Source organism: Marinimicrobium agarilyticum DSM 16975, from assembly GCF_000423345.1.
GTDB classification, from domain to species: Bacteria; Pseudomonadota; Gammaproteobacteria; order Pseudomonadales; family Cellvibrionaceae; genus Marinimicrobium; species Marinimicrobium agarilyticum.
Window position 1 is genome coordinate 129,181 of the sequence record NZ_AUHU01000009.1, and the last position, 23,296, is coordinate 152,476.

A 23,296-nucleotide genomic window follows, 5' to 3' on the forward strand; every position below is an offset into this window, starting at 1 on the left:
TTCCTCAACTGAACGATGCAAGGATCCCGTTATGACCAATCGCGCCGTGATTCATAGCAAGCAGGCGCCGGACGCCATCGGCACCTATTCCCAAGCGGTCAAAGTGGACAACACCGTTTACCTGTCCGGTCAGATCCCTCTCAATCCCGAGACCATGACGCTGGTGGAGGGCGGATTCGAAGCCCAGGCGGAGCAAGTGTTCAAAAACCTGTCAGCGGTCTGTGAAGCGGCCAACGGCAGCCTGAATCATATCGTTAAACTGAACCTCTACCTGACCGACCTGGAAAACTTCGCGGTGGTGAACGACGTGATGACCCGTTATTTCCGCGAACCTTTCCCCGCGCGCGCCGCAGTGGGCATCAGCCAGTTGCCCAAGGGGGCGCTGTTCGAGGCCGAAGGGGTCATGGTGCTGTAGCCCGGCGCCGACCTAGGTTTTGTCCGAAAGGGTATCCAACAGCTGTAACAGGGCGGCCCGTCGCTCGGCAGCCAGCGCGGGCCAAACCGCCTGAAGAATCGATAGCTCCTCCTCCAAGGCGGCCTCGGCAGGGGCCGATTCCACCCGATAGACCCCTCGCCGGTCACGAATGGCCGGCGCTTCCTCAATCTGTTCGGCCCCCTGAAAGAACCACGCCAACGGGGTGTTCAGACAACTGGCCATCCGGTATAGCTGAACCGCCGCCAGCTTGTTCTCGCCGTTTTCGTAGCGCGAGACCTGCTGTTGGGTCAACCCCACCGCCTCCGCGAGGACCGCCGCGCTGACGCCTTGCTGCTGTCGACGCTTTCGCAGTCTCGCTCCCAAGTGACGGTCAAGTTCGTGAACGAGCGGTTTCGGCATACCGGTAGAATCTCTTTGGCGGGTTATTCAACATACTTTACACGCTTGACGGGTATGCTAGCGAGCCGCTATGATTCTGACATCAACACTATTGTTGTAATTATTATTCATGTACACGATTAAAGGTATTTCACGTCAATTCCCGCTCTCGCCGCCTTTCAATTTTCCGCAAAGACGGATTGAAGGGGTCTTTTCGGGAGGATCCAAGGGAGAGAGGGCGTGAACCACCAGATCGGGCTAACGGAGGAGTCACCGTGTCGGACATCATTCAACGCAATCGTCTCGCCGAAAACGGCAGCGTCGGACTGGAACTGCTGAATTTCGATGACGACCTGGCGGAGCTCAGCGACCGGTGCGCCTTTTTGTGCGACGCGGTGGTCTCCATCCTGCAGCGCAACGACTGCATCGACCCGGCCACGCTCGGTGGCATCCATTCCTATTCGGAGTATCTCAAGCAACACATCGGCCAGATGCGCAACCACCTGAACAGCGTCCGCTCCCGAGTCCCGATAGAACGCCAGGAGCGACACTGAGCTCGCCGGAACGCCGTCCGGCTCCTGTAAAAGACAAGGGTAAACTTAGGCGGAGAGCCTCCGCCGGGCTCCCAGCGCTACCAATCCTCCAAACAACAATCCCAGCGTGCCCGGGCCGGGCACCGAAACCGGAGACGCCGAAGTAATCGCGCCCACCGCGTCGATGTCCGCGCCAGCGTAGGTTACGTTACTCGTATTTTCATTTGGATCGTCCTGTAATCGGACATAAGAAAACCGTGTGAAGGGGTCGATTCCCGCAGCCCCCAAATAAGCGTCAATATCGATGCTTGAGGTAGCACCAAACACCTTGCCGAGGCTGAGAAAGCTTTCGTTGTCCTGACTGATCCAAACGAAGGTGTCCTCAACCAACGGGCCCACCTCAAAGATATGCAGGTCGGGCGTACTGTCGCCACTGCCGGTCAACGAATTATCCGTGAACCGCAGAGTCATAAACCCACCTTGCCCCAACGAATAGGCACCGTTGTCGGGGGCCCCTAAAGAGGCGGCGGGATCGAAATTGCCAGCGGTCGGTTCGGGTGTACCGAGTTCAATATCGAGGTAGGCATCGGCGAATGAGACATCGCCATCCGGGAAAGTAATACCATCGTAGGTAACGGGTCCGGCGCTTGCCGAGAACGGCGCCGTTAACAGAATGCTTGCCGCGCCCAAAAGTGAGGCTTTGAGTTTCATCATAAGTTTCTCCCTAGTCCTTGCGTGATTTTGCGTCGTCGACAGCACCTAGGAGCAGCATTGACGACCCAACAGAATAAAGGGCAAATAACCTTGCCCTCAGCACCTACGCAGATTCTGTGCCAGTAATATTTTTTCAATATTTTCAATCACTTGGCGCCACCACTAAACGCTGATCGGAAGAAACTGTAAAGTCATCTGACGGTCGCAAAACGTCCTCTTCGACGTCTTCCCCATGAGAGTCTGAAGCAGTTCTCATATTTAGAAAAGAGGGTATTGTGGCATCCAAATTTCTACCCAACCCTCAGGGGTCACTTTTATACTGATGGCTCAAATGGAGTCGGCAGAGGAGCGGGCTTCGTTCGCACTGATCACACCCTCTAACGGTATAAGGAACGACCATGACCCTTCGGATTTCGTCGTCGAGACTGCTTTGCGTCGGCTTGCTGACGGCCTTCGCCAGCTTCGCCCACAGCCAAGACGCCTCGACTCTTGTCGAACTCAGCGAACAACCTCAAATCGAGCAACATACTCGCCCGGGCGCCGCGCCCCTGTCGTTAACTCGACTGGAACGAACATTGAACGCCCGTGGCCTTCGTTTCTCCAACCGAGAGAAACGCGATACTTCCACCGGCCGAACATCGACCATCACCCCCAAAATTGTCGGTGGGGAACCGACGCCGGAAGGTGAACGACGCTATCAGGTCTCCTTGCAGGACCCGGAAAACGGTCACTTTTGTGGTGGTGCCCTGATCGACAGCCAGTGGGTTCTGACCGCGGCCCACTGCGTTCAACAGTCGTTCGATGTGTTTCTCAACAGCACCCAACTCTGGGGGGATGGCGGCTTCTGGATCCCCGTAGCGCAAGTAATTGTGCACCCCGAGTTCGATCCGGCCACCCTAGATCACGACCTGGCATTGGTACGCCTGGCTCAGGCGGCTCCTCAAACCCTTGAGCCTCTTTCCCTGGCCTCTCCCGCGATCATGGCCGCCACTCGACCGGGCGATCTGGTTCGAGTGTCTGGTTGGGGCGCGCTTAACAACGACGGCGAGTTCCCCATCGATCTGCAGCAGGTGGATGTGCCATTGATCGGCCATACACAGTGCCAGGAAAGCTACCTGGAGCTGTACGGGCCGGACGCGGTCACCGACAACATGCTGTGCGCCGGTTATCCTGAAGGGGGAAAGGACTCCTGTTTCGGAGACAGCGGGGGCCCGCTGACGCTGACCGTCGATGGGCGGGATTACAGCATTGGGGTGGTTAGTTGGGGGCATCAACAGTGTGCCTTGCCCGGCTATTATGGCGTCTATGCCCGCACGGCCACCCACCTCGACTGGATCGAGCAGGCGATGGGCTCACCGCTACCCGAGGTGACCAAACTGGGTAACGGCACGCCCATCGAGGGGTTGTCGGGCAAGATTACCGAGCGCTTACAGTTTCATTTTGTCGTGCCCGAGTCCGCCGCCTATCTGCACTTGGCTATCAATGGCGGCACGGGAGACGCGGATCTTCGAGTTCACTACGGGGAGTTCGCCAACAGTCTGAACGAAGTGTGCTACCCCGCTGCGGCCGGTAACGATGAGCAGTGCACCTTTACCGACGCGCCCGCCGGCGTCTACACGGTGATCGTCGAGGGTTTTACCCGCTTTGCGGATGTCACTCTACGGGGTGACTACACCTTGAAGGCGTTGAAGAACCATCAGACGGTCAACGGTATTTCCCTTGCCCAAGACACAGCGTTGTCGTTTTATCTCGACCTGGACGAGCGGGCTTCCAACCTCCAGTTTCAGTTGACCGCCCCGACCGGCGATCCGGATCTGTATATTCGCCAGGGAGAGGCGGCCTCAGAAAAGGCCTACGACTGCCGCCCTTACCGGGGCGAAGGCGAAGTGGAAAGCTGCCTGTTTGAGGTGGCCGAAGCCGGGCGATATCATGTTCTGGTGCGCGCCTACACCGATGTGGTCGACGGCCAGCTCTCCGCGAGCTACGAACCCTACCAACCGGCACCGCCGCCCGCACTGTGCGAACACGAACTGATTGCCCAGTTCGGCCGGACCTTCATCGCGCGGGTTACCGTGCACAATCAGAGCGAAGAGCGACTCGAAGGCTGGGCCGTGGACTGGCAGTACCCAGAGGGCACAAACATCTATGTTTCCGACGGCGCCCTGTCCGGTCGTAACCCTTATCGATGGCTGGGGCTGGAAACACCGCTGGCCGCCGGCGAACGACGGCAGATCCGGTTTATTGGTCGCAGCGATAGCAGAGATTTGACCGATCCAACCGTCAAAGGCGACATCTGTCAGTAAATAGACCACCTCACCGGGGCTTAGACCCCGGTGAGCGCCTTCGCGCCCCGCAGCATGGCATGAACCAGCTCTTCGGCGTCGAATTTGGTCAGTGCCTCGTTGGCCCCAACTTGGTGGGCGTAGCTGACGCTCATTTCACTGTTCAGCGAGGTGTGCAGAATGATATAGGCGTGTTTCACCGCGCTATCGTCCCGCACACTGAACGCCAGTTCGTAACCATCGAGCCCCGGCATTTCAATATCACTCACCAGAATGTCGATGGCGTTGTTGTCCTTGGCCGCCTCGCGCATACGCTCTAGCGCCTGCTCACCGTTGGTCAACACCTGGTAGGGAATACTGATGCTATCCAGCGCGTCCTGTAGCTGTTTTCGTGCCACGTGGGAGTCATCCACCAGCAGAATGTTCAGGGGTTTGAGCTGCTCTCGCTGGATATCGGTCAGCACCGCCCGGCGTCGGTCCGGGGGTTCGGGGTAGACCTGGGAGAACAGCAGCTCCAGGTCAATCAGCTGAACCGCCTGGTCCTCGACCATGCACAGCCCGGTCACAAATGCCCGCTTTCCCAGCATCTCCGGCGGCGGCTTGACCGATTTCCAGTCGGCGTCGACAATCCGGTCGATGCCCCGAACCAGGAACCCGATGTCCTTGCGCTGGCAGTCGGTGATGATGATCGAACCACGTTTCATTTCCTCTTCGCTGAGAGGCTTGTAGCCGACCGCCGCCGCCATATCGATGACCGGGATGGTCTTGCCCCGCACGGTGGTCGCGCCCAATACCGCCGGATGGTCCTGGAGCAGCCGGTTAAACCGGGTATAGGGGATAATCTCCCGCACCTTGAGTGTGCCCATGGCAAAACTCTGGGTGGGCGTCAATTTAAAAAGCAGGAGCTTCTGGGTGTGTTGGGCCTTACCGTTCATGGCCTTTCCGTTCGTGGAGTGAATCGAGAGTCTGACCGTCTTTCTACCTTAGCCTATCGGCAGGAAGGACGTAAACCGAAGGGTTCAGGCGGTTTTTGCCGCCACTCCGATCGCGGGGTCGTCCGGCAATGGTTCAGCAAACGCCTTCATCACGTAATCCACCCGGGCCTCCGGAGTTTTATGCTGGCGGGGTTTGAGCTTCTCAAGCTGGCGCAGTCGGGGCACCAGCCCCATTCCGTTGGCGACCTGAATGGACAACCCCGGACGGGCGTTGAGCTCCAACAGCTGAGGCCCGCGGCTCTTGTCGAGCACGATGTCCGTACCGATATAGCCCAAGCCTGTCATCTCGTAACAGCGGGAGGCGAGCACCAGCATATCCCGCCAGTCAGGCACCTTGATTTCGTTCAGGGGTTTTTTGGTGTCCGGGTGCAGGGTCACCCCCAACCCAAACTGAACCGCCTTGAGGCAGCGGCCAGTCGCAATATCCAACCCGACGCCGACCGCGCCCTGATGCAGATTGGCTTTCCCATCCGAGGCGTGGGTCGCCAGGCGCAACATGGCCATGACCGGGTAGCCCTTGAACACGACGACGCGAATGTCCGGTACGCCTTCGTGGGAGTAGCCGTCAAAGATGTTGTCGAATTCGATCAGATCCTCGACGATCACCACATCCGGCTTGCCCCCCAATGAGTAGAGCCCGGCCAGGGTGTTGGACATGTGCCGACGGATCTCTTCGATACCGATCTCCGCGCCGGAAGACTTGACGAACTTGTCGCCGTGTCGGCCGGTAATCACCAGAATGCCTTTGCCACCGGAGCCCTTGGCAGGCTTGATGGCAAAGCCGTCGAGATCGTACAGCTGCTGTTCGATATGGCTGATGGCGTGTTGCTCGGACACCACCAACCGCAGCGCCGGCGTGGCCAGCCCGTACTCTTCCGTCAGTAGCTTGGTTTTGAGCTTGTTATCCACCAGCGGGTACAGATGTCGGGCGTTGTAGCGGCCGATAAAGTCCCGGTTGCGGGCGTTCATCCCCAGAATACCCAGCTTCTTGAGCCGCCAGGGGCTGATCCATTTCATGGTTTGTTGGCCTCCGAAGCGGCCTCCTGCTCAAGGGCCATGGCCCGAAAGCGGCGCAGTTCGGAGAGTTTGTAACCCGTGTACTGCCCCATGACCATAATCAGGGCCAGAATCACCAGGTTGAGCTCGGGGAAATTGAAGCTCAAGTGGTTGGCAAGGGGCAGCTTCATCAACAGGTAGGCCATGACCGCCACCAGCAGGCTACCGCCCCCCTGAATCACCACTTCTCGTGGGCCTTCTTCTTCCCACAGAATGGACATGCGCTCAATGGTCCAGGCGATAATAATCATCGGGAAGAAGGTAATGGTCATGCCGGCGCTGAACCCCAACTGATAGCCCACCAGGCTCAGCATGGAGATCAGGAAAATCACAAGCACCACCAGAGTCGCAATGCGGGCCACCAGTAGCAGGTTCAGGTGCGAGAGGTAGCTGCGCAGCATCAACCCGAGGGAGACCACCACAATGAAACTGATCAGACCGGGGAACAGGGACGTCTGCAAAAACGCGAGGGAAATCAGCACCGGCATGAAGGTACCTGAGGTTTTCAGGCCGACGATGATGCGCATAAACACCACCACCAAGGCTCCCAAGGGCAGGAGAAAGAGCATTTTGAACATGCTCTGCTCTTCAATCGGCAGTTGTTGAACGCCCAGCAATGCAAAGGCGCTGCTGGTGAACTGAGCCACCGCCAGTTCCTCGGCGGGGACGCTCTGTCGAATCATCGAGAAGCTCACGCCCGAATTACTGCCGCCGGTGACATCAATCAGGGATTCCCCTCCGCGGTGCCAGAGCAGCAAGTGATCCGGCACGCCCTGCTCGCCGGTGTCGGGGTTGAACAATACCCACTCTTCGCCGCTGTAGGCTTCCACCATGGGCGTGAGGGTCTGCCGCCGGCGGGCGTCTTCCAGAAACAGGCCCATGACCTGCCGGGCCGGAATATTGGCCTGGTTCAGCAGCCGCTCCAGCAAGCGGGAGCGACTTCCCACCGACTCCAGCAGCAGCGAGGCGTTCTGGTCCGATGAGGGCCGGTTCAGACGCTTGATCAGTTCCCGTGTCAGACTCTCGGGGGTGCTGGAGGTGGACAGAGCTTGGGCCAGCAGTTGGCTCGCGGCCGTTTCCTGAGGTTCTTCCCAGAAAATCGAACGAGCCGTCGGGGGCGAAGCCTCCTCCGTCTCGGCGGGCCCGGACTTGGATTCAGGCACGCCGCCGATCAACTGCACTTTGTAGTACAGCGTTTGGGGTCCATCGGCCCGACGCTTGGACCACTCCCCGCGCCGGTCACCATCCTGCTCAATGATGGAGAAGCCGTAGCCGGGGGAGGTGGCGTGCTCGGTGTGAATTCGAAACCCCGGAGGATTATCCGGCAGATCGAGGCTCACCAGAACTTCATCGTTCAGAGCCTGGAAATCTACCCGCGCTTCCACCAGCCACACCGGGCGGCGCTCCCCGGGGAAAAAGGGCAACTCCATTTCGACATGCCGCGCCCAGGCGGTCGCCAGACCGGCGATCACCAGGCCGGCCACAATCAAGTAAAAAGGAACACGGGACTGGGTCATTCAGTCGCATCCACCGCTTTGCCGGAAGGTTCAGGCTTCTGGGGCTCGGTAATGTTTTTGCGAGCCACATCCACCAGCATCAGATCGCGCAGGACATTGCGTCCAATCACCAACGGAAACTCGTTTGACTGACGGTCTGACAGGGCCAATTCCGCCATTTGCGTCAGGGAGCCCATGGTGATTCGCAGCTCCACCACCGGTCGGCGCGCCCCCTCTTCCGGAGCAGCGCGGGAGCCCCGAAGCCGGGGACGTTCCACCTCGACCGGCTTTCCCGTGTCGGGATCAATCACATCGAAACGCACCCACTCTTCGCCGTTGCGCTCAAAAAACTCTATGTTCCGGGCGTCGAGCTGCGATACTGCTTCACCGGTATCCACCCGCGCCTGGAGGATGGCGCCCAGATCGGTCAACAGGACGCGCTCAGCGCCGCCAACCACCTTCTTGTCCAGCACTGCGTTGGACGAACTCGCCCGGGGGCGGGGCGCCGGCTTGCATTCCGGCGCGGGCTTGTCTTCCGGGCCGAGCCGCGCCGCTTCCATGAAGTTTCGTAAAGCGGTGTCACCCTGCTGTTGCAATTCAACGGTCTGGCGGAGCAGGCTCAACGCTTCGGACAGTTGTTGCTGCTGTCGGGCGATCGTTTCTCGTTGGTTCTGCTGCTCCAACAGGCACTGTTCCGCCGCACTGACATCGGACTTTTTCACCAGCGCGTAGTTGGAGCTACAGGCGGTCAACATAGACAGCACAGCGATCGGCAGCAGGGATTTCCACAAGCAGTGACTCATTGTTCTCTTCCGATGATTGATCGAGCCGCCATAGTGTACCGCAGCGTGCCGCGGCTGCGACGGATACTCAAAAATTTCATGGGTTAAACGGTGTAAATAAATCAGCGTGGTGATTCGTTATAACGAGCTACACTTCGGTGGGCGCGCGGCGAAAACGCCGGTATTCCCACTGGTACTGAGTGGGCGCGCGCAAAACACAGGTCTCCACACTGAGGTTGAGTCCGGTCACCGACTCAGTCACATCCTCGGAGTAAATGCGCTCATCCGCTGGCAGTACCACCATCTTGAAACCCTTCGGCACCCGCTGGGCAAACACACTGACGACGCGACAGCCCGTGCGTTGAACCAGGCTGTGTACCAGTGTCATGGTCAGTGCCGGGCGGCCAAAAAAGGGCGCCACCTCGCCCCCGTTGCCGGGTTCCGGGACCTGATCGGGCAGAATGCCCACGATTTCGCCCCGCTTCAGCGCTTTTAGCAACTGGCTGACACCGCGCCGATTGGTGGGAGCCATATCGATATTGTCTTTGCTGCGACCGGCCAGAATCAACTGGTCCAACCCCGCCTGCCGGGGCGGTTGATAGAGCGCCGTCAAGCGGGCGTAACTGGCCAGAAACGGGGCGACCACCTCCCAGTTGCCCAGATGTGGCGCCAGTACCAACACCCCCGCCCCCGATGCCAGCGCCGCCTTCATGGTCTCGTCACCTTCTACGGCCACAATATGGCGCTGCAGCCACGCCCAGGAACGCGCCCAGACAGCGGCGGCCTCCGCCACGGTTTTGCCCGTCTCGGTGAGACTCCGGCGCACCAGTCGCTCCCGCGCCCGCCCCGTAATATGGGGCTGGCAGGCCGCCAGATTTTCGCGGGTAATCCGGGCCGACCGGCCGCCACTCAACCACATCAGCCAGCCGATGAAGCCGCCGATACCCCGGCCCACCGACAACGGCAGACGGCCGAGCCCTTTTAATAACCACAGAGCCAGCGTTTCTTTCATGAACCACTCAACGTCTTATAAACAGGAAACGGCCCGCAGTTTACGGGAAAATTGGGCCCAACTGAACGAAAAGCCCGGATATCACCCTCTGTGCCGTACCAATCACCCCCCAACTACCGCTATAATCGCCGGTTTTATGCACTTCCGGGTGCAGCCACTTTTCTCGACCTCATGCTCGGAGGCAGCTTACCCGTGACCGACAGTCAGACCGCCGATAAACCCGATATCGGGACCTTTCAGGGCCTGATCCTGGCCCTGCAGTCCTACTGGGCCCGCCAGGGCTGCGTGATTCTGCAGCCGCTGGATATGGAAGTGGGCGCCGGCACCTTCCACCCGGCCACCTTTCTGCGGGCCATAGGCCCCGAAACCTGGAACGCCGCCTACGTTCAGCCCTGCCGTCGGCCCACCGACGGGCGCTACGGGGAAAACCCCAACCGGCTGCAACATTATTACCAGTTCCAGGTCGCCCTGAAGCCCAATCCTGACAATATCCAGGAGCTCTACCTGGGCTCCCTGCGAGAGCTCGGCATCGACCCACTGGTCCACGATATCCGGTTTGTGGAGGACAACTGGGAGTCTCCCACGCTCGGCGCCTGGGGCCTGGGCTGGGAAGTCTGGCTCAACGGCATGGAGGTGACCCAGTTCACCTACTTCCAACAAGTGGGGGGCCTGGAGTGCTACCCGGTCACCGGGGAGATCACCTACGGTCTCGAGCGGATTGCCATGTACCTGCAGGGGGTCGACTCGATTTTCGACCTCGTCTGGACCATCAACCCCGCCGGGGAGAAAGTCACTTACGGCGATGTGTTCCACCAGAACGAAGTGGAAATGTCCCGCTACAACTTTGAACAGGCCGATACCGAGTTCCTGTTCCACAGCTTCGATGTCTGCGAGCGCGAAAGTGAGCGTCTGATCGAGCAGGGCTTGCCACTACCCGCCTACGAAATGGTCATGAAGGCCTCACACGCGTTTAACCTGCTGGACGCCCGCCACGCCATTTCCGTCACTGAGCGTCAACGCTTTATTCTGCGGGTGCGCAGCCTGGCTCGCGCGGTGGCGCAGGCGTATTTTGACGCGCGCAAAACCCTCGGTTTTCCGATGGCCCCCGAATCACTGCGCCACGAACTGCTGGCCGCGGAGGGAAACGAATCATGAGTGCCGACTTTCTGTTTGAACTGGGCACCGAAGAGCTGCCCCCCAAAGCCCTGAAAACCCTGATGAACGCCTTGCGCGACGGTGTCCAACAAGGCCTGAAGGCCCAGGATCTGGGCTACGACGCCCTGCACGCCTACGCCAGCCCACGCCGCCTGGCGGTGCTGGTCAAAGACCTGGCGGAACAGACCCCGGTGAAGGAAGTGGTCACCTGGGGGCCGCCCGCCAAGATCGCCTTTGACGGCGACGGCAACCCCACCAAGGCCGCCGAAGCCTTCGCCAGCAAAAACAATCTGAGCGTGGCCGAACTGACCACGGAGAACGACGGCAAGGCCGACAAACTGGTCGCACGCGCCAAGGCCGGCGGCCAGCCGGTGATGGAGTTGCTGGGCGATATCGTCAACGACGCATTGGCCAAACTGCCCATCGCCAAGCGAATGCGCTGGGGGGCGAGCCGCACCGAGTTTGTTCGGCCCGCCCACTGGCTGGTGATGCTTTACGGCGACGAAATTGTCGACGCCGAAGTCCTGGGCCTGCGCGCCAATCGCTGCACCCGCGGCCACCGTTTCCACTACAACCACGAGCTGGATCTGTTCAGCCCCGGTGACTATCTGGAAAAACTCGCCTCCACCGGCTACGTCATGGCCGATATGAACGCCCGCCGCGACTTGATTCGCGAACAGGTCGAGGCCGAAGCGAAAAAGGTTAATGGCACGGCGGTCATTGATGATGATCTGCTGGACGAAGTCACCGCGCTAGTGGAGTGGCCCGTGGCCTTGCTGGGTAACTTTGAAAAGCGGTTTCTCAATGTTCCCGCCGAGGCGCTGATCGCCTCCATGAAAGAGCACCAGAAATATTTTCACCTGGTGGACGCCAAAGGCGAGCTGATGCCGCACTTCATTACGGTTGCGAACATCGAAAGCGAGGATCCGGCCCAGGTCATCGACGGCAATGAGCGGGTGATCCGCCCGCGCCTGTCCGATGCCGCTTTCTTTTTTGATACGGACCTCAAGCACTCACTCGAAAGCCGTCGCGAGGCACTCAAGCCCATTGTTTTCCAGAAGCAGCTGGGCAGTGTGTTCGAAAAAACCGAACGCATCGCCGCCCTGGCAAAAACCATTGCGGGCGACCTCAATGCCGACCAGGCACTGGCGGAACGCGCCGGTCAGCTGTGCAAGTCGGACCTGGTGACCGAAATGGTGCTGGAGTTCGACAATATGCAGGGCATTGCGGGCTACTACTACGCTCGCAATGACGGCGAGAACGAAGACGTCGCCCGGGCGATGATGGAGCAGTACCTGCCCAAATTCGCCGGCGATGCGTTACCGGAAACCACCACCGGCGCCATCATTGCCCTGGCGGACCGGCTCGATACCATCAGCGGGATTTTTGGCATCGGCCAACAGCCTACTGGCTCCAAGGACCCGTTTGCTCTGCGTCGCGCCAGTCTCGGTGTATTGCGCCTGCTTGTAGAGAAGGAACTGGACCTGGACCTGCGCCAACTGTTGGAGCAGGCGGTTGCCCAACACAGCGGCTTGACCGACACCGACGGCCTGGTGGATCGCATTGTGAATTACATGCTGGAGCGCTTCCGTGCCTGGTACGAGGACGCAGGCATTCCGGTGGAAGTGTTCCAGGCCGTGAGCGCCCGCGGGGTAACCTGCCCGCTGGATATTGATCTGCGGGTCAAGGCCGTGCATGAGTTCTACCAGTTGCCTCAGGCCCAGGCCCTGGCCGCCGCCAATAAGCGGGTGTCCAATATATTGAGCAAATCCGGCGCACCCGGGGCTGCACTGGACGAAACCCTCCTGCAGGAAGAGGCCGAGCTGGCCCTCGCCAATGCGGTCTCCACCAAAGCACAGCAGGTGACGCCGCTGTTCAGGGAGCGCGAGTATACGCGCGCTCTGACAGTACTGGCGGACTTGCAGGAGCCGGTGGACCGTTTCTTTGACCAGGTCATGGTCATGGCCGACGACGAGAAGCTGCGCACCAACCGGCTCGCCCTCTTGCAGCAGTTGGGCGACCTGTTTCTGGCCGTGGCCGACATTTCCCTACTCGCGCCAGCGAAGGGCTGATTATGAAGCTGATCATTCTGGACCGGGACGGCGTGATCAATGAAGACGCCGGTGACTACATCAAATCCGCCGACGAATGGGAGCCCATTCCCGGCAGCATTGAAGCCATTGCCCGACTGAGTCGGGCTGGCTTCACGCTGGTGGTGGCCACCAACCAATCTGGCCTCGCCCGAGGGTTGTTTGATCTGGATGATCTGGAGGCCATGCATGCCAAGCTCACCGGTTTGGTGGAAGAACACGGCGGTAAACTCGAAGCGATTTTTTACTGCCCGCATCATCCGGACGATGGCTGCAAATGCCGCAAACCCCGAACCGGCATGCTCGATGCCATCGAAGCAGAATTCAACACTTCGGTGCAGGATGCCTGTTTCGTGGGGGACCGTCTCAAGGATTTGCAGGCCGGTTTGGTCAAGGGCTGTCGGCTTGTTCTGGTACGCTCCGGTCGCGGGCACATTACCGAAGCGGCGCTGGCTTCCGAGCTCAGCCCGGAAGAGTGCGCCCGGATTACCGTATTCGATGACCTGAAGGCGGTCGCGGACCACGAGCTGTCCGTCGACGCTGAAACTCACCGCGAAGGATAGTGTTCACCGTGTTGTATAAAGCCTTTCTCTACGTTCGCACCACCGTTTTTGATATCGGCTACTATGGCTCGGGCATCGTCTTCGGAACCCTCAGCACGCTGATCTGGCCTTTTCTTCCTTACCACTGGCGTTACCGGCTGATCAATCAGTGGAATCGCTTTGTCATGTTCTGGCTGTGGTTTTGCTGCAACATCCGTATTGAGGTCAAAGGTGATATTCGCAAGGACCTCCAGCCCTATGTGGTGATGTCCAAACACCAGGGGGTTTGGGAAACGCTCTTTTTGCAGCTTTTTTTCCAGCCCATTTCCACCATTCTGAAAAAGGAACTGTTACGCATTCCTTTTTTTGGCTGGGGGTTGGCGGCCATGAAGCCCATTGCTATTGATCGGCGTAATAAAACCCAGGCGTTGCGCGATGTAAAAAAGAAAGGGGTTCAGGCCATCAAGGACGGCAATAATGTGTTGATTTTCCCGGAGGGCACCCGCACCCATCCCGGTCAGGTGGTGCCTTACGCCCGCAGCGGCGCCGATATCGCCTGCACGGCCGGCTGTCCGGTGATTCCGGTGGCCCATAATGGCGCCGAATGCTGGCCCCATAAGGATTATTTAAAGTACCCGGGCACCATCACAATGGTGATTGGCGAACCCATTCCTAGCGAAGGGAAAGACCGCAAGCAGCTGACCGAAGAGGTCAAGGAGTGGATTGAGTCGACGGTGAAGACGCTTCCCGTTGGCCGCAAAGATGGTAAACGTCCCTGGTTTGAAGAACCTTCTGAATAAGCACCCCGCTGTAAACCGGACTGGATGCTTGAGCCTCGCACAAAAAAGGCCGGCTTGAAGCCGGCCCAAAAACGCGAGGGGACTCGCTAACGCGTTACTGGCAAGGGACTTTGCCCAAGCTCAGACGTAGGGTAGGTAAGGCGTTAGCCGCCACCTACCAAAAAGGTCAAACACAACCCCAATCATAAACATTATTGGCAGGTGGCGGCTAACGCCTTACCTGCCCTACGCGCCGAGATCATAGACTCTTTTAATAAGGCACTACTGGCAGGGCACCTTGCCCAAGCTCAGTACGTAGTAGATGTCACCGGCCAGCGGTGAAGTAAAAGGCAGCTCGCCGTATTTGCCCGCCGTGGCGCTGACGTAATCCACCAGATCCTGACCGGCATCCAGGCGGAAGTCATTGATGGTCGACTGTGACGCACCGGAGTAATCCTGCGCCAGGTCGCCCACGCTGCCCGAAGCATCCGTCAGCGGCGTTTGCGTGCTGGCATTCAGTTCGCAGGCGCCATCGGCAAACCACAGGTAGACTCCATCCGCGCGGTAATTGCCGCCGTCCACATCCCGGGTCAGGTTTTCAGACAACTCGCCCAAGGCGTCATTGACGTCATCCTTCTCCTGATGGATCTGATTGACCACCACCATATTGTCTTCCCACAACAGATCGGCGCCCACACGCACGCTCAGAATATCTTTGCGATAGTTCACGAAGACGTTGTTGAACATGTGGGAGGTGCCGCGGCGGATCAGCGGAACCCGACGGCCGGTGTTACCCAAGCTGTCGTAGTGGTTGTCATCGGTCACAAACGCATTGTTGTGCATGGTGGTGCGAATCTGCGCGTTGATCTCACGACTGTCGCTGGAGCCATGCAGCGAAGCGCGTTTTACATTGCGCACTTCGTTGAAGGACATGGTGATATCGTAGGCACCCACCTTCACATCAAACGCGGAGTCACCGGTCGTATCAAAAGTGTTTTTGTGAATCCAGATATCGTGGGACGCACCGGTGGCGCGAATCATATCCGGATCCAGACCATGGTCCTCAGTGTGGCCCGCACCCAGGAAGCTCAAGTGGGTCAGGATCACATTGTTGGAGGTCTTAACGGGCTGACCGGAGCTGTCGCTACCGATGGCAAAACCGTTGAACCGGAAGTAGGCATTGCTCATGCGTCCATCGATAGTGGTGTTGCCGCCAAGGACGATATTCCGAATGGGCAGATCGTTGTCGTTCAGTCGGTTGTTGAAAAACTCGTCCATACAAGAGGCGTTATCACCATAGCCGTTGTTGTCACACCACTGACGATAGTCCACGCATTCGGCTTCACTGCCACCGATGGCGTTCTGCACGTCGGCGTTGTCGCACTGCAGACGGTACATGGCCACTTCGGACGCGTCCGCAAAGTCGGACTTGTCGAAGACCACCCAGTGGTGTTCGTCAGAGGTGATCGCGTCGAACAACTGCTGCTCCACGGAGGTGCTGCCGTTTTTGGTAATCACGGTCAGGGTGCTGTTGCCGTTGGGGTCATAACCCCCGAGAGCGTTTTCACCGTAACCCACCGGGCGACCCAGGGTCTGGGAGAGGCACTCGACAATTTCCTGATCACTCTGCAACGCGCCTTCCCGCCAGTCGACGTTCGGATCAGTCACCAATTCAATACAGCCGTTGCTGATCGGACCGGAGTAGTCCGGCGGAGTACCACCGTTGCTGCTGGATTGGCTGCTGGAACTGTCGCTGGAGGACGACGAGGACGATTCGCTGGAACTGCTGCTTTCACCACCGCCATCGCTGGACGAGCTGTCTTCGGAGCTGTTGGCGCTTGAAGAGGAGCCGCCGGAAACATCGCCACTGGCATTGTAGATTTCGAATTCACCAATGCGCGGCGCGCTGGTGGCACTTTCAATGATCAGGTTGACCTTGTACAGGTCGCGATCACCAAAGCCGGTGATGACACGCTCGATGCCCAGAGTGGAACCGGTCGCCAGTACTTCGTTGGTTTCGTGATCTTCCAGACGCCAACCGGTGGTCGCACCGTTGAGCTCACGAATAATCACGGTATTGAACGTACCGCCGAAGTTCTTCACCCCGACGCGTTCACCGCTGGTGCCTTCCGGCGCCCAGTAGCTCGCCAGGTTGCCGTCGTTGACGTTACCGAAGCTGCTGCCATCGCCTTTGCTGCTGCCATCCGCACCACCGCCAAGCGCCATGTTGCTACCCAGCTCGCCGGGTTGCTGATTGCCATTGTCGGCGGACGAAGAAGCATCGCTGCTGGACGCTTCACTGCTTTCGCTGCTCGAGCTGGATGAACTCTCACCGGAACCGCCGCCGGAAACCGGAGCATCCAGACAGTCGCTGACCACATCGGCACCGGCGTTAGCCAGCACGTGCGCTTTGACATCGTTTGCGAACAGGCGACTGTAGCCGTAGGGTGGCACATAGCTGGTGGTGGACTGCACATCCGGTCCGGCGATGATATCGCCACCGGAGCCTTGCTCCCAGGTTACGTTGGTGAAGATATTGTCTTCCACATCCCAGTAGCCGATATCGTCGCTGTAGAAAGAAACGATCGGGTTGTGGGCATTCTCAAAGACATTGCCCTCCACCCGGAGGGTCGCGCCCATTCGGGAGTTGATCCCGGTGCTGATCACGCCGTCGTAATAGTTGTTGACCACGTGGCCTTCGCCAAAGCGGAACAACGGCAGGCGAGAGTTGGCGTTCGCCCAGTGGTTGCCCCAGAAGGTCACCCGGCGGTGGAAGTCATCGCCATCGCTGCTGCCCCACAGGGACGTCTTCCAGCTGTCGCGCAGCACGTTGTAACTGACAGTGATGTTGTCGATCTCGCCCTTACCACTGACCAGCTCGTCGTAGTAGTCCTTGTCGACATCCAGAGAATTGTAGAAGGTATTGTGGTCGATCCAGATATTGCTGGAAGGCCCGTCCAGGGTGATGTGGTCCTTATCCCCAATGCGCACGTATCGCATGGTGATATTGCGCACAATCACATTGTTGGCCCGCCAGATTTTGATGCCGATGCCATCGAACAGGGCATTGTCGCCCACGCCGATGATCGAGACATCGTTCATGTCCTTGATTTCAAACTTGCTGACGCCCGAGTTATCCGCGGTGATGGTACCGTTGACGTAGATGGTCAGCGGCTCGCTGCCTTTGTTGTCCAGGGCCGCCGCCAGATCGGCGCCGTTGGTGACGGTGATTTCGGTTCCGCCCTGGCCGCCGGTGGTGCCATTGCCCATGGCCGCGAAGCCCTGAACGGTGTTGGCCTGCTCGCACGAGAGCTCCTCTCCCGGATTACCGCTGGCTTCGCTGGAACTGCTGCTTGAGGAGCTTTCGGAAGAGGACTCTGAGGAACTTGCAGAGCTGCTGATCTCTGAGCTGTTTGCCTCCGAGCTTTGGCTGGACGCTTCGCTCGAACTCTCGCTTGAGGCTTCGCTGCTCGATTGGTTTTCCCCAACCACGCCATAAGGGTCGGGCTGGGACTCGCAGGTACTGCGAGAAATGCAGCTTTCGCTGTTTTCCCATCCCCAGCCGCTTTGGGTATCCGCGCAGAGGGGATAAGTGGTGCCGTACCAATTGCACTGGAGGCCGGTGGCTGGTTCGCTGGCAGCGTCAGAGGACTCGCTGCTCTGCTCGCTTGAAGAGGCCTCTGAGGAGCTACTGGAACTAACCGGCTCCGACGAGTTATAAACCTCGAATTCGGCGATCTGCGGCGCTTCAGTCGCCGTCTCTATTACCAGGTTGACCTTGTAGAGGTTCTGCTCCCCAAAGCCGGAAATCACACGCTCCGCACCCAATGTGGTGCCACTTGCAAGCACTTCGCCTGTTTCATGGTTTTCCAGACGCCAACTGGTCGTGGCGTTATTCAACTCGCGAATGACAACCGTGTTGAACGTACTGTCAATATTCTTGACGCCGATACGCTCGCCACTGGAGGATTCCGGCTGCCAATAGCTACCGAGGTCACCGTCGACGACATTCCCATAGGAGCCGCTGCCTTTACTCGACCCATCAGCGCCCGCGCCGAGCGCCAGATTGGTTCCCGTTTGAGCGTAGGCAATTGCCGAGGATAATGCAGTGGCACAGAAAAGCACTGAGGCGTATCGGCCGATACGCCCAGGTTGGTTGATTATCTTCATGATGCTAAACCTTGTTTAACGTTATAAGTGTAATGGTCCGCGTCCTTTCAGCACCGCTCCTTTTTCTCTCACGGTGGCATTCAATCATAAAGTCTGCCGCCAAAAGCGAGAACTGGCTCACAATTATTCTCGAAGGAAAGATGCCTCCTACATCACTTTGCTATGTAAAAGGTCGGTGTATATTTAAAAAAATCATTAGAAGGCTGCAGGCGATGCCCGCAGCCTTGGCCTAAACCAGAGATGTTCAGTGCCCAGCCTTAGGGGCTGACACAGTCACTGATGACGCCGGCACCGGCATTGGCCAAAACGTGGCCCTTGGTATCGGCGGCGGATAGTCGGTTGTAGCTATAAGGCGGGGTATAGCTCACCGTGGACTGCACGTTCGGCCCGGCGATAACGTCACCACCTGAGCCTTCCTCCCAGGTCACGTTCGTGAAGATGTTGTCTTCCACATCCCAATAACCGATTTCATCGCTGTAGAACGACACAATCGGATTCTGGGCGTTTTCGAAGACGTTACCTTCAACGCGCAGGGTGGCACCCATGCGGGAATTGACGCCGGTGCTGAGGACGCCGTCATAATAATTATTGACGACATGACCTTCGCCAAAGCGGTACAGCGGCAGGCGGGAGTTGGCATTCAACCAGTAGTTGCCCCAGAAGGTCACCCGGCGATGAGAGTCATCCCCGTCACTGCTACCCCAGAGAGAGGTTTTCCAGCTGTCGCGCAGAACATTGTAACTGACGGTAATGTTGTCGATGTCGCCCTTGCCGCTGACCAGCTCATCATAATAATCCTTGCCCACATCCAGTGAGTTATAGAAAGTGTTGTGGTCAATCCAGATGTTGCTGGACGTGCCGTCAATGGTGATGTGGTCTTTGTCCCCGATACGGACGTAACGCATGGTGATATTGCGCACGATGACGTTATTGGCCCGCCAGATTTTGATACCGATACCATCGAACAGGGCATTGTCACCCACACCGATGATCGAGACATCATTCATGTCCTTGACATCAAATTTGCTCACATCGGAATTTCCGGGTGTGATGGTGCCATCGACATAGATAGTCAGCGGTGTAGCACTGTCCTTTTTGGCATCAAGCGCCGCTGCCAGCTCGGTGCCAGTGGCGACCGTCACCACGTCACCGCCAGCGCCACCGGTAGTACCGCCGCCAAGGGATGCAAAGCCTTGAATGGTATTGGCCTGCTGGCAAGACAGCTCCTCACCGGGTTCAACGGGAGGGATGGAGCTGGATGAGCTCGAAGACGAAGAGCTCTCAGAGCTGGACGAAGAACTGCTGGACGCATCGCCGCCACTGACCTCAATCCAGTCAAAGTTGGGACCGCCTTCACCCACATTGGCATCGAGCCGAATCACGTTACTGCCCGCAGCCAGATTGATCGTGACGGTTTGCGTGCTCCAACTGGGCCAACCGCCAGTGCCATTGAAGTCGACACTGTTATCAACCACCGAGCCGTTGACGCTGAGCGTCATGGGACGATTGCTGGTGGTGCCATTGGCATAGCGTAGCGCCAGTGTGGCGCTTCCGGAGTCCGCCTGGTTGACCACCCATTCGATGTAGCTGTTGCTCTGATTCTCCAGATCGACAAAGCCGCTACCACTATAACCGGAGTGGTTTGAGGCAACCACGCCCGTGTAGTTCAACGCGTTCTCTCCCTCGTAGCGAACCGTTTCCCCACCCGGGTTCGGCGCGCTTGAAGATGAGGAGCTGCTCTGACTACTGGAGCTGCTTTGGCTTCCACCTCCGTCGCCATCGGCGTCGTAGAGTTCGAATTCGGCAATTTGGGGGGCAGTGCTCGCGCTGTCGATCAACAGGTTGACTTTGTACATCTGTCGTTCGCCAAAACCGCTGATCACCTGCTCGCTGCCCAAGCTCGAACCACTGGCGAGGATTTCGCCGGTTTCGTGATTTTCCAGCCGCCAGCCGGTGGTTGCGCCATTCAGTTCGCGAATGATCACGGTGTCGAACGTCGCCTCGAAATTCTTCACGCCGACTCGTTCGCCGCTGGTGCCTTCCGGCTGCCAGAAGGAATTGAGGTCACCGTCAACCACATTGCCGTAGCTGGAGCCACTGGCTTTGCTGGAGCCGTCGGCGCCGCCACTTAACGCAAGGTTTGACCCCAGTTGGGCGTGGGCAAAAGGAACCATTGAAGAACATAAAACAATAGCGGATAACCGGCGCAAGGTCCGGTTTGGGTTGATTGCTTTCATAGTGCTTGAACCTTTTGATTAACGTTATGGTTTTGGTTTAGGCCAAAAAACGTCTCCCTATTAACACTGCTCCTCTCTCACAGCGGGATTCAAGCACAGGGGTGGTTTTCAAAAATGAGAACGTCTTCGCAGTTCAAATCAGTCAAGGCATAGACGGGAAAGACTAGCGTCAGAATCGTCATTGACTAGATGGATTTGAAATTTGGAAAACTTTTTATATTAAGAAACATTTTGGCTCGCCGGGATTAACGACGGTCAATCCCTTCGGTCGAGGTATGTTGTTGAAGCCGGGTTTTGGCTTCGATCCACTGGCTCATGTACTGAGTGCTGCGGTGGTGGTGATGGCGCAGCATTGCGCCGACGAAGTTGGCCTTGCGGTGTGCTTTCAGGCCCTCTTCCAGCACTCTGATTTGATGGGCAAAGGCGGACTGATAACGCTCTCGAGAGAAACCGTGAGTCAACACACGGGCCGCGCCTGCTTGGGCGAGACGCCACGCCCGCTCGTTCTGATACAGGTTTACAGCGGCCTCGCAAATTGCTTCCGAAGTATTCTCCACCCGGCCCGGCCATTGATCTACCGACGCCATGGCTTCCGCGCCGATGGCAGTGGTGACACTGGGCGTGCCCGTTGCCATTGCATCAAGAAGCTTGCCTTTGATACCGGCGCCAAAGCGCAGCGGCGCCAGGCAAACCCGGCTGTGCGCCATTGTTGCCAACGCATCCTCGACCCAGCCTTTTATCAGAAAGCCCTCGCGCCGATTCTCCAGCACCGTTGCTTTGGGGGGCGGGTAGGCCCCGACTACGTGCAACTCAGCGTCGGGAAGACTGGCGCGAATACGCGGCCATAAATCCTGCTTGAGCCAGAGCACTGCATCCCAGTTGGGGGCGTGACGGAAATTGCCGATGCTGATGAAGTGCCGACGCTGCTCAAACCCGGGGGACGTCGTAGGTTTCGCAAAAATGGGAAGAGTGTGCAGCAACGCCGCCGGGACACCAAACTCTTCGCGCAGCAACGCTACCTCAAAAGACGATACCATCAGGCTCAAATCCGAACGATAAATGGACGCCAATTCTCTTTGCGTGATGTCCAGCTCTACCATGCGCTCATACAGCGCCCGCCTGTCATCAATGACCGGAATTGCGGTATGGGCATTACCGCCCGAGCGGGCCTTCATTATTTCCCACCGGGCCGCCCGCAGGCAGTGAAGGTCTTCGGTATCCAGAAGGCGAAGCGCGTCGGGACAGGTCCGGCTGACCCGCCAGCCAAACTGCTCCTCGGTCATGAAACGATCAAACAGCACGGCGTCCGGCTGCTGTTCGGCCAGCCACACCTCAAACTCGTCGGAATTGAGTGCTATCTCCGCCTCTTGAACCGAACGGGCTTTCAGGTCAATTCGGTGGGCCGAGGGTAGGGCCGCACTGGCAAACGTAATGCTCCAGCCACTGTCCTGGAACAGGTCCATCAGCTGGCACATGCGTGTGCCCGCGGCGGAGGATTGGGGTTCGGGCCAGACGCTGCCGAGAATAACGAGGTGTTTCATCCGCCAAGGTTACCAGAGTCCGGCCCGTCAAATCAGAGTTTCCAGCCCAGTTTAAGGGCGCCAAATTCCTGCCGGGCGCTGGAATTCTTATCCAGCTTGGAATTATTGACGTAGCTTAGCGTCAGGCTGAACCGCTTCCAGGCGTAGGACGCGCCAGCGTAGAACGCATATTGGTCGTGGCGCAGGTCCGCGCTCTGGCCCGAGCGCAGGCCGCCACCGCTTACGAAAATCTGATTGTAGACATAATCCGCACCAACCCCGGTATAGACGTTCCAGCCACTGTCGATGGCCATGGGGTTGCTGACCCGTCCGATGACCTGACCGGCCGTCCCGAAACTGCTCTCCAGGCCGCGACCGTAACGCACAAGCACCGCACCGCCCAGGGAGCTGCCGAGATTACCCAGAGAACCGCTGCCAATAAGCAGCAGATCGCTGCCCACACCTTCGTGATCGCCGCCACCGTAGCGCCAGACGCGGGTGCGCTTAATCTGCCCCACCGGCTCATCCTTGATTTGATAGTCCCAGCCCTGGGGCTCATTGGCGCCCACCAGCTTGTGAATCGCCCGTTGGGCCTCCTCGGCTCCGGAGGAAGGGCCGACAATCCCCACAGTGACGGCGAGTGTATCGGAGATACGCTCATCCACCAGGGTATAGGCCGAACGGAACATCAGCAGCCCGCCGTAAGGCGCATCATCCTCGTCGGGAACGGCTTTTTTGATGTTTTTGGGAGTCATCATCGCCTGGCCGAAGGTGAATTCATTGACCTGCAACTGGCCGTCGAACTCCGGCATCAACCAGCTGTTCAGCGGGCGCGTCAACAAGGCCGGCTTGAAATCTTCATCGCTGCTTTCGGAGAGGTCGAACCAGGAAAAGTAGAGGCCGTTGGTGTAGCCACCGCCATCTTTATCAAGGAACACGTCGTTGTGCCACAGGGTGGTAAACCAGTCAACATCGGCCCTGGCTGTCGTCACACAACAAAGAAAAAAGGTCAGCATCGCCGAGGCGGCAACACGCTTTTGCATAGACACAACTCCTGGCTGCGTCGGAGCGTTCCAGCACTAAGCCAGGGCGCCGACGGTGAATACTGTCAATGAGTAC

General features: G+C 58.4%; 18 protein-coding genes. 7 read left to right on the plus strand and 11 right to left on the minus strand.

The features are described from left to right. The first annotated feature begins 31 nt into the window (after positions 1-31). Positions 32-415: a RidA family protein gene (locus tag G547_RS0111115; RefSeq protein ID WP_027329922.1), complete on the plus strand. Its 384-nt coding sequence runs from the start codon at positions 32-34 to the stop codon at positions 413-415. A gap of 12 nt (positions 416-427) precedes the next feature. On the opposite strand, the gene G547_RS22690 is transcribed toward G547_RS0111115, so the two are convergent. Continuing rightward, complete coding sequence (locus G547_RS22690) at positions 428-835, minus strand: helix-turn-helix domain-containing protein (RefSeq protein WP_051235276.1); 408 nt, start codon at positions 833-835, stop codon at positions 428-430. 254 nt (positions 836-1,089) lie between these two features. On the opposite strand from G547_RS22690, the gene G547_RS0111125 reads away from it, so the two are divergent. Then, positions 1,090-1,368, plus strand: coding sequence for a hypothetical protein (locus tag G547_RS0111125; protein WP_027329923.1), 279 nt, complete (start codon positions 1,090-1,092; stop codon positions 1,366-1,368). A gap of 45 nt (positions 1,369-1,413) precedes the next feature. Here the strand turns inward: G547_RS0111125 and G547_RS21090 are convergent, their stop codons facing one another. Then, positions 1,414-2,061: a hypothetical protein gene (locus G547_RS21090; protein ID WP_051235278.1), complete on the minus strand. Its 648-nt coding sequence runs from the start codon at positions 2,059-2,061 to the stop codon at positions 1,414-1,416. A 398-nt stretch (positions 2,062-2,459) separates the two neighbouring features. Between G547_RS21090 and G547_RS22695 the strand changes: the two genes are divergently transcribed. Then, positions 2,460-4,364 carry a trypsin-like serine protease gene (locus G547_RS22695; protein ID WP_051235280.1) on the plus strand — a complete coding sequence of 635 codons (1,905 nt, stop codon included), beginning with the start codon at positions 2,460-2,462 and terminating at the stop codon, positions 4,362-4,364. A gap of 20 nt (positions 4,365-4,384) precedes the next feature. Here the strand turns inward: G547_RS22695 and G547_RS0111140 are convergent, their stop codons facing one another. From G547_RS0111140 to G547_RS0111160, 5 genes are all read right to left on the minus strand, one after another. Continuing rightward, positions 4,385-5,278, minus strand: coding sequence for a chemotaxis protein (locus G547_RS0111140; protein ID WP_027329924.1), 894 nt, complete (start codon positions 5,276-5,278; stop codon positions 4,385-4,387). 84 nt (positions 5,279-5,362) lie between these two features. After that, positions 5,363-6,355, minus strand: a complete 993-nt coding sequence (locus G547_RS0111145; RefSeq protein ID WP_027329925.1) for an alpha-L-glutamate ligase-like protein — start codon at positions 6,353-6,355, stop codon at positions 5,363-5,365. Further along, positions 6,352-7,911: an inactive transglutaminase family protein gene (locus G547_RS0111150; protein WP_027329926.1), complete on the minus strand. Its 1,560-nt coding sequence runs from the start codon at positions 7,909-7,911 to the stop codon at positions 6,352-6,354. The genes G547_RS0111145 and G547_RS0111150 overlap by 4 nt, the downstream gene beginning before the upstream one ends. Further along, positions 7,908-8,693: a putative ATP-dependent zinc protease gene (locus G547_RS21100; protein WP_084645921.1), complete on the minus strand. Its 786-nt coding sequence runs from the start codon at positions 8,691-8,693 to the stop codon at positions 7,908-7,910. Before G547_RS21100 ends, G547_RS0111150 begins: the two co-directional genes overlap by 4 nt. Before the next feature lie 127 nt (positions 8,694-8,820). Beyond that, positions 8,821-9,684 (minus strand): lysophospholipid acyltransferase family protein, encoded by an 864-nt coding sequence (locus tag G547_RS0111160; protein WP_027329927.1) that lies wholly within the window; start codon positions 9,682-9,684, stop codon positions 8,821-8,823. Positions 9,685-9,876: 192 nt separating this feature from the next. On the opposite strand from G547_RS0111160, the gene glyQ reads away from it, so the two are divergent. Genes glyQ through G547_RS21105 form a run of 4 tightly spaced genes read left to right on the plus strand, consistent with a single transcriptional unit; the run spans position 9,877 to position 14,271 of the window. Continuing rightward, positions 9,877-10,839 carry a glycine--tRNA ligase subunit alpha gene (gene glyQ / locus G547_RS0111165; RefSeq protein ID WP_027329928.1) on the plus strand — a complete coding sequence of 321 codons (963 nt, stop codon included), beginning with the start codon at positions 9,877-9,879 and terminating at the stop codon, positions 10,837-10,839. After that, a complete protein-coding gene (gene glyS / locus G547_RS0111170) occupies positions 10,836-12,911 on the plus strand; it encodes a glycine--tRNA ligase subunit beta (RefSeq protein ID WP_027329929.1) in 2,076 nt (691 codons plus the stop codon). Before glyQ ends, glyS begins: the two co-directional genes overlap by 4 nt. A 2-nt stretch (positions 12,912-12,913) precedes the next feature. After that, positions 12,914-13,492 (plus strand): D-glycero-beta-D-manno-heptose 1,7-bisphosphate 7-phosphatase, encoded by a 579-nt coding sequence (gene gmhB, locus G547_RS0111175; RefSeq protein WP_027329930.1) that lies wholly within the window; start codon positions 12,914-12,916, stop codon positions 13,490-13,492. An 8-nt stretch (positions 13,493-13,500) separates the two neighbouring features. Next, positions 13,501-14,271, plus strand: coding sequence for a lysophospholipid acyltransferase family protein (locus G547_RS21105; RefSeq protein ID WP_245573466.1), 771 nt, complete (start codon positions 13,501-13,503; stop codon positions 14,269-14,271). Between the two features lie 261 nt (positions 14,272-14,532). Here the strand turns inward: G547_RS21105 and G547_RS23830 are convergent, their stop codons facing one another. The 4 genes from G547_RS23830 to G547_RS0111200 form a co-directional block, all read right to left on the minus strand. Beyond that, the gene (locus G547_RS23830) at positions 14,533-18,420 is read right to left on the minus strand and encodes a pectate lyase family protein (protein WP_245573467.1); all 3,888 of its coding nucleotides are present in this window, start codon (positions 18,418-18,420) and stop codon (positions 14,533-14,535) included. A gap of 257 nt (positions 18,421-18,677) precedes the next feature. Continuing rightward, the gene (locus tag G547_RS23835; RefSeq protein ID WP_245573468.1) at positions 18,678-20,657 is read right to left on the minus strand and encodes a pectate lyase family protein; all 1,980 of its coding nucleotides are present in this window, start codon (positions 20,655-20,657) and stop codon (positions 18,678-18,680) included. A 245-nt stretch (positions 20,658-20,902) separates the two neighbouring features. Continuing rightward, entirely contained in the window at positions 20,903-22,198 is a 1,296-nt protein-coding gene (locus G547_RS0111195) for a glycosyltransferase (protein ID WP_027329932.1), read from the minus strand. A 32-nt stretch (positions 22,199-22,230) separates the two neighbouring features. Beyond that, positions 22,231-23,220 (minus strand): lipid A deacylase LpxR family protein, encoded by a 990-nt coding sequence (locus tag G547_RS0111200; protein ID WP_027329933.1) that lies wholly within the window; start codon positions 23,218-23,220, stop codon positions 22,231-22,233. Between the last annotated feature and the right edge of the window lie 76 nt (positions 23,221-23,296).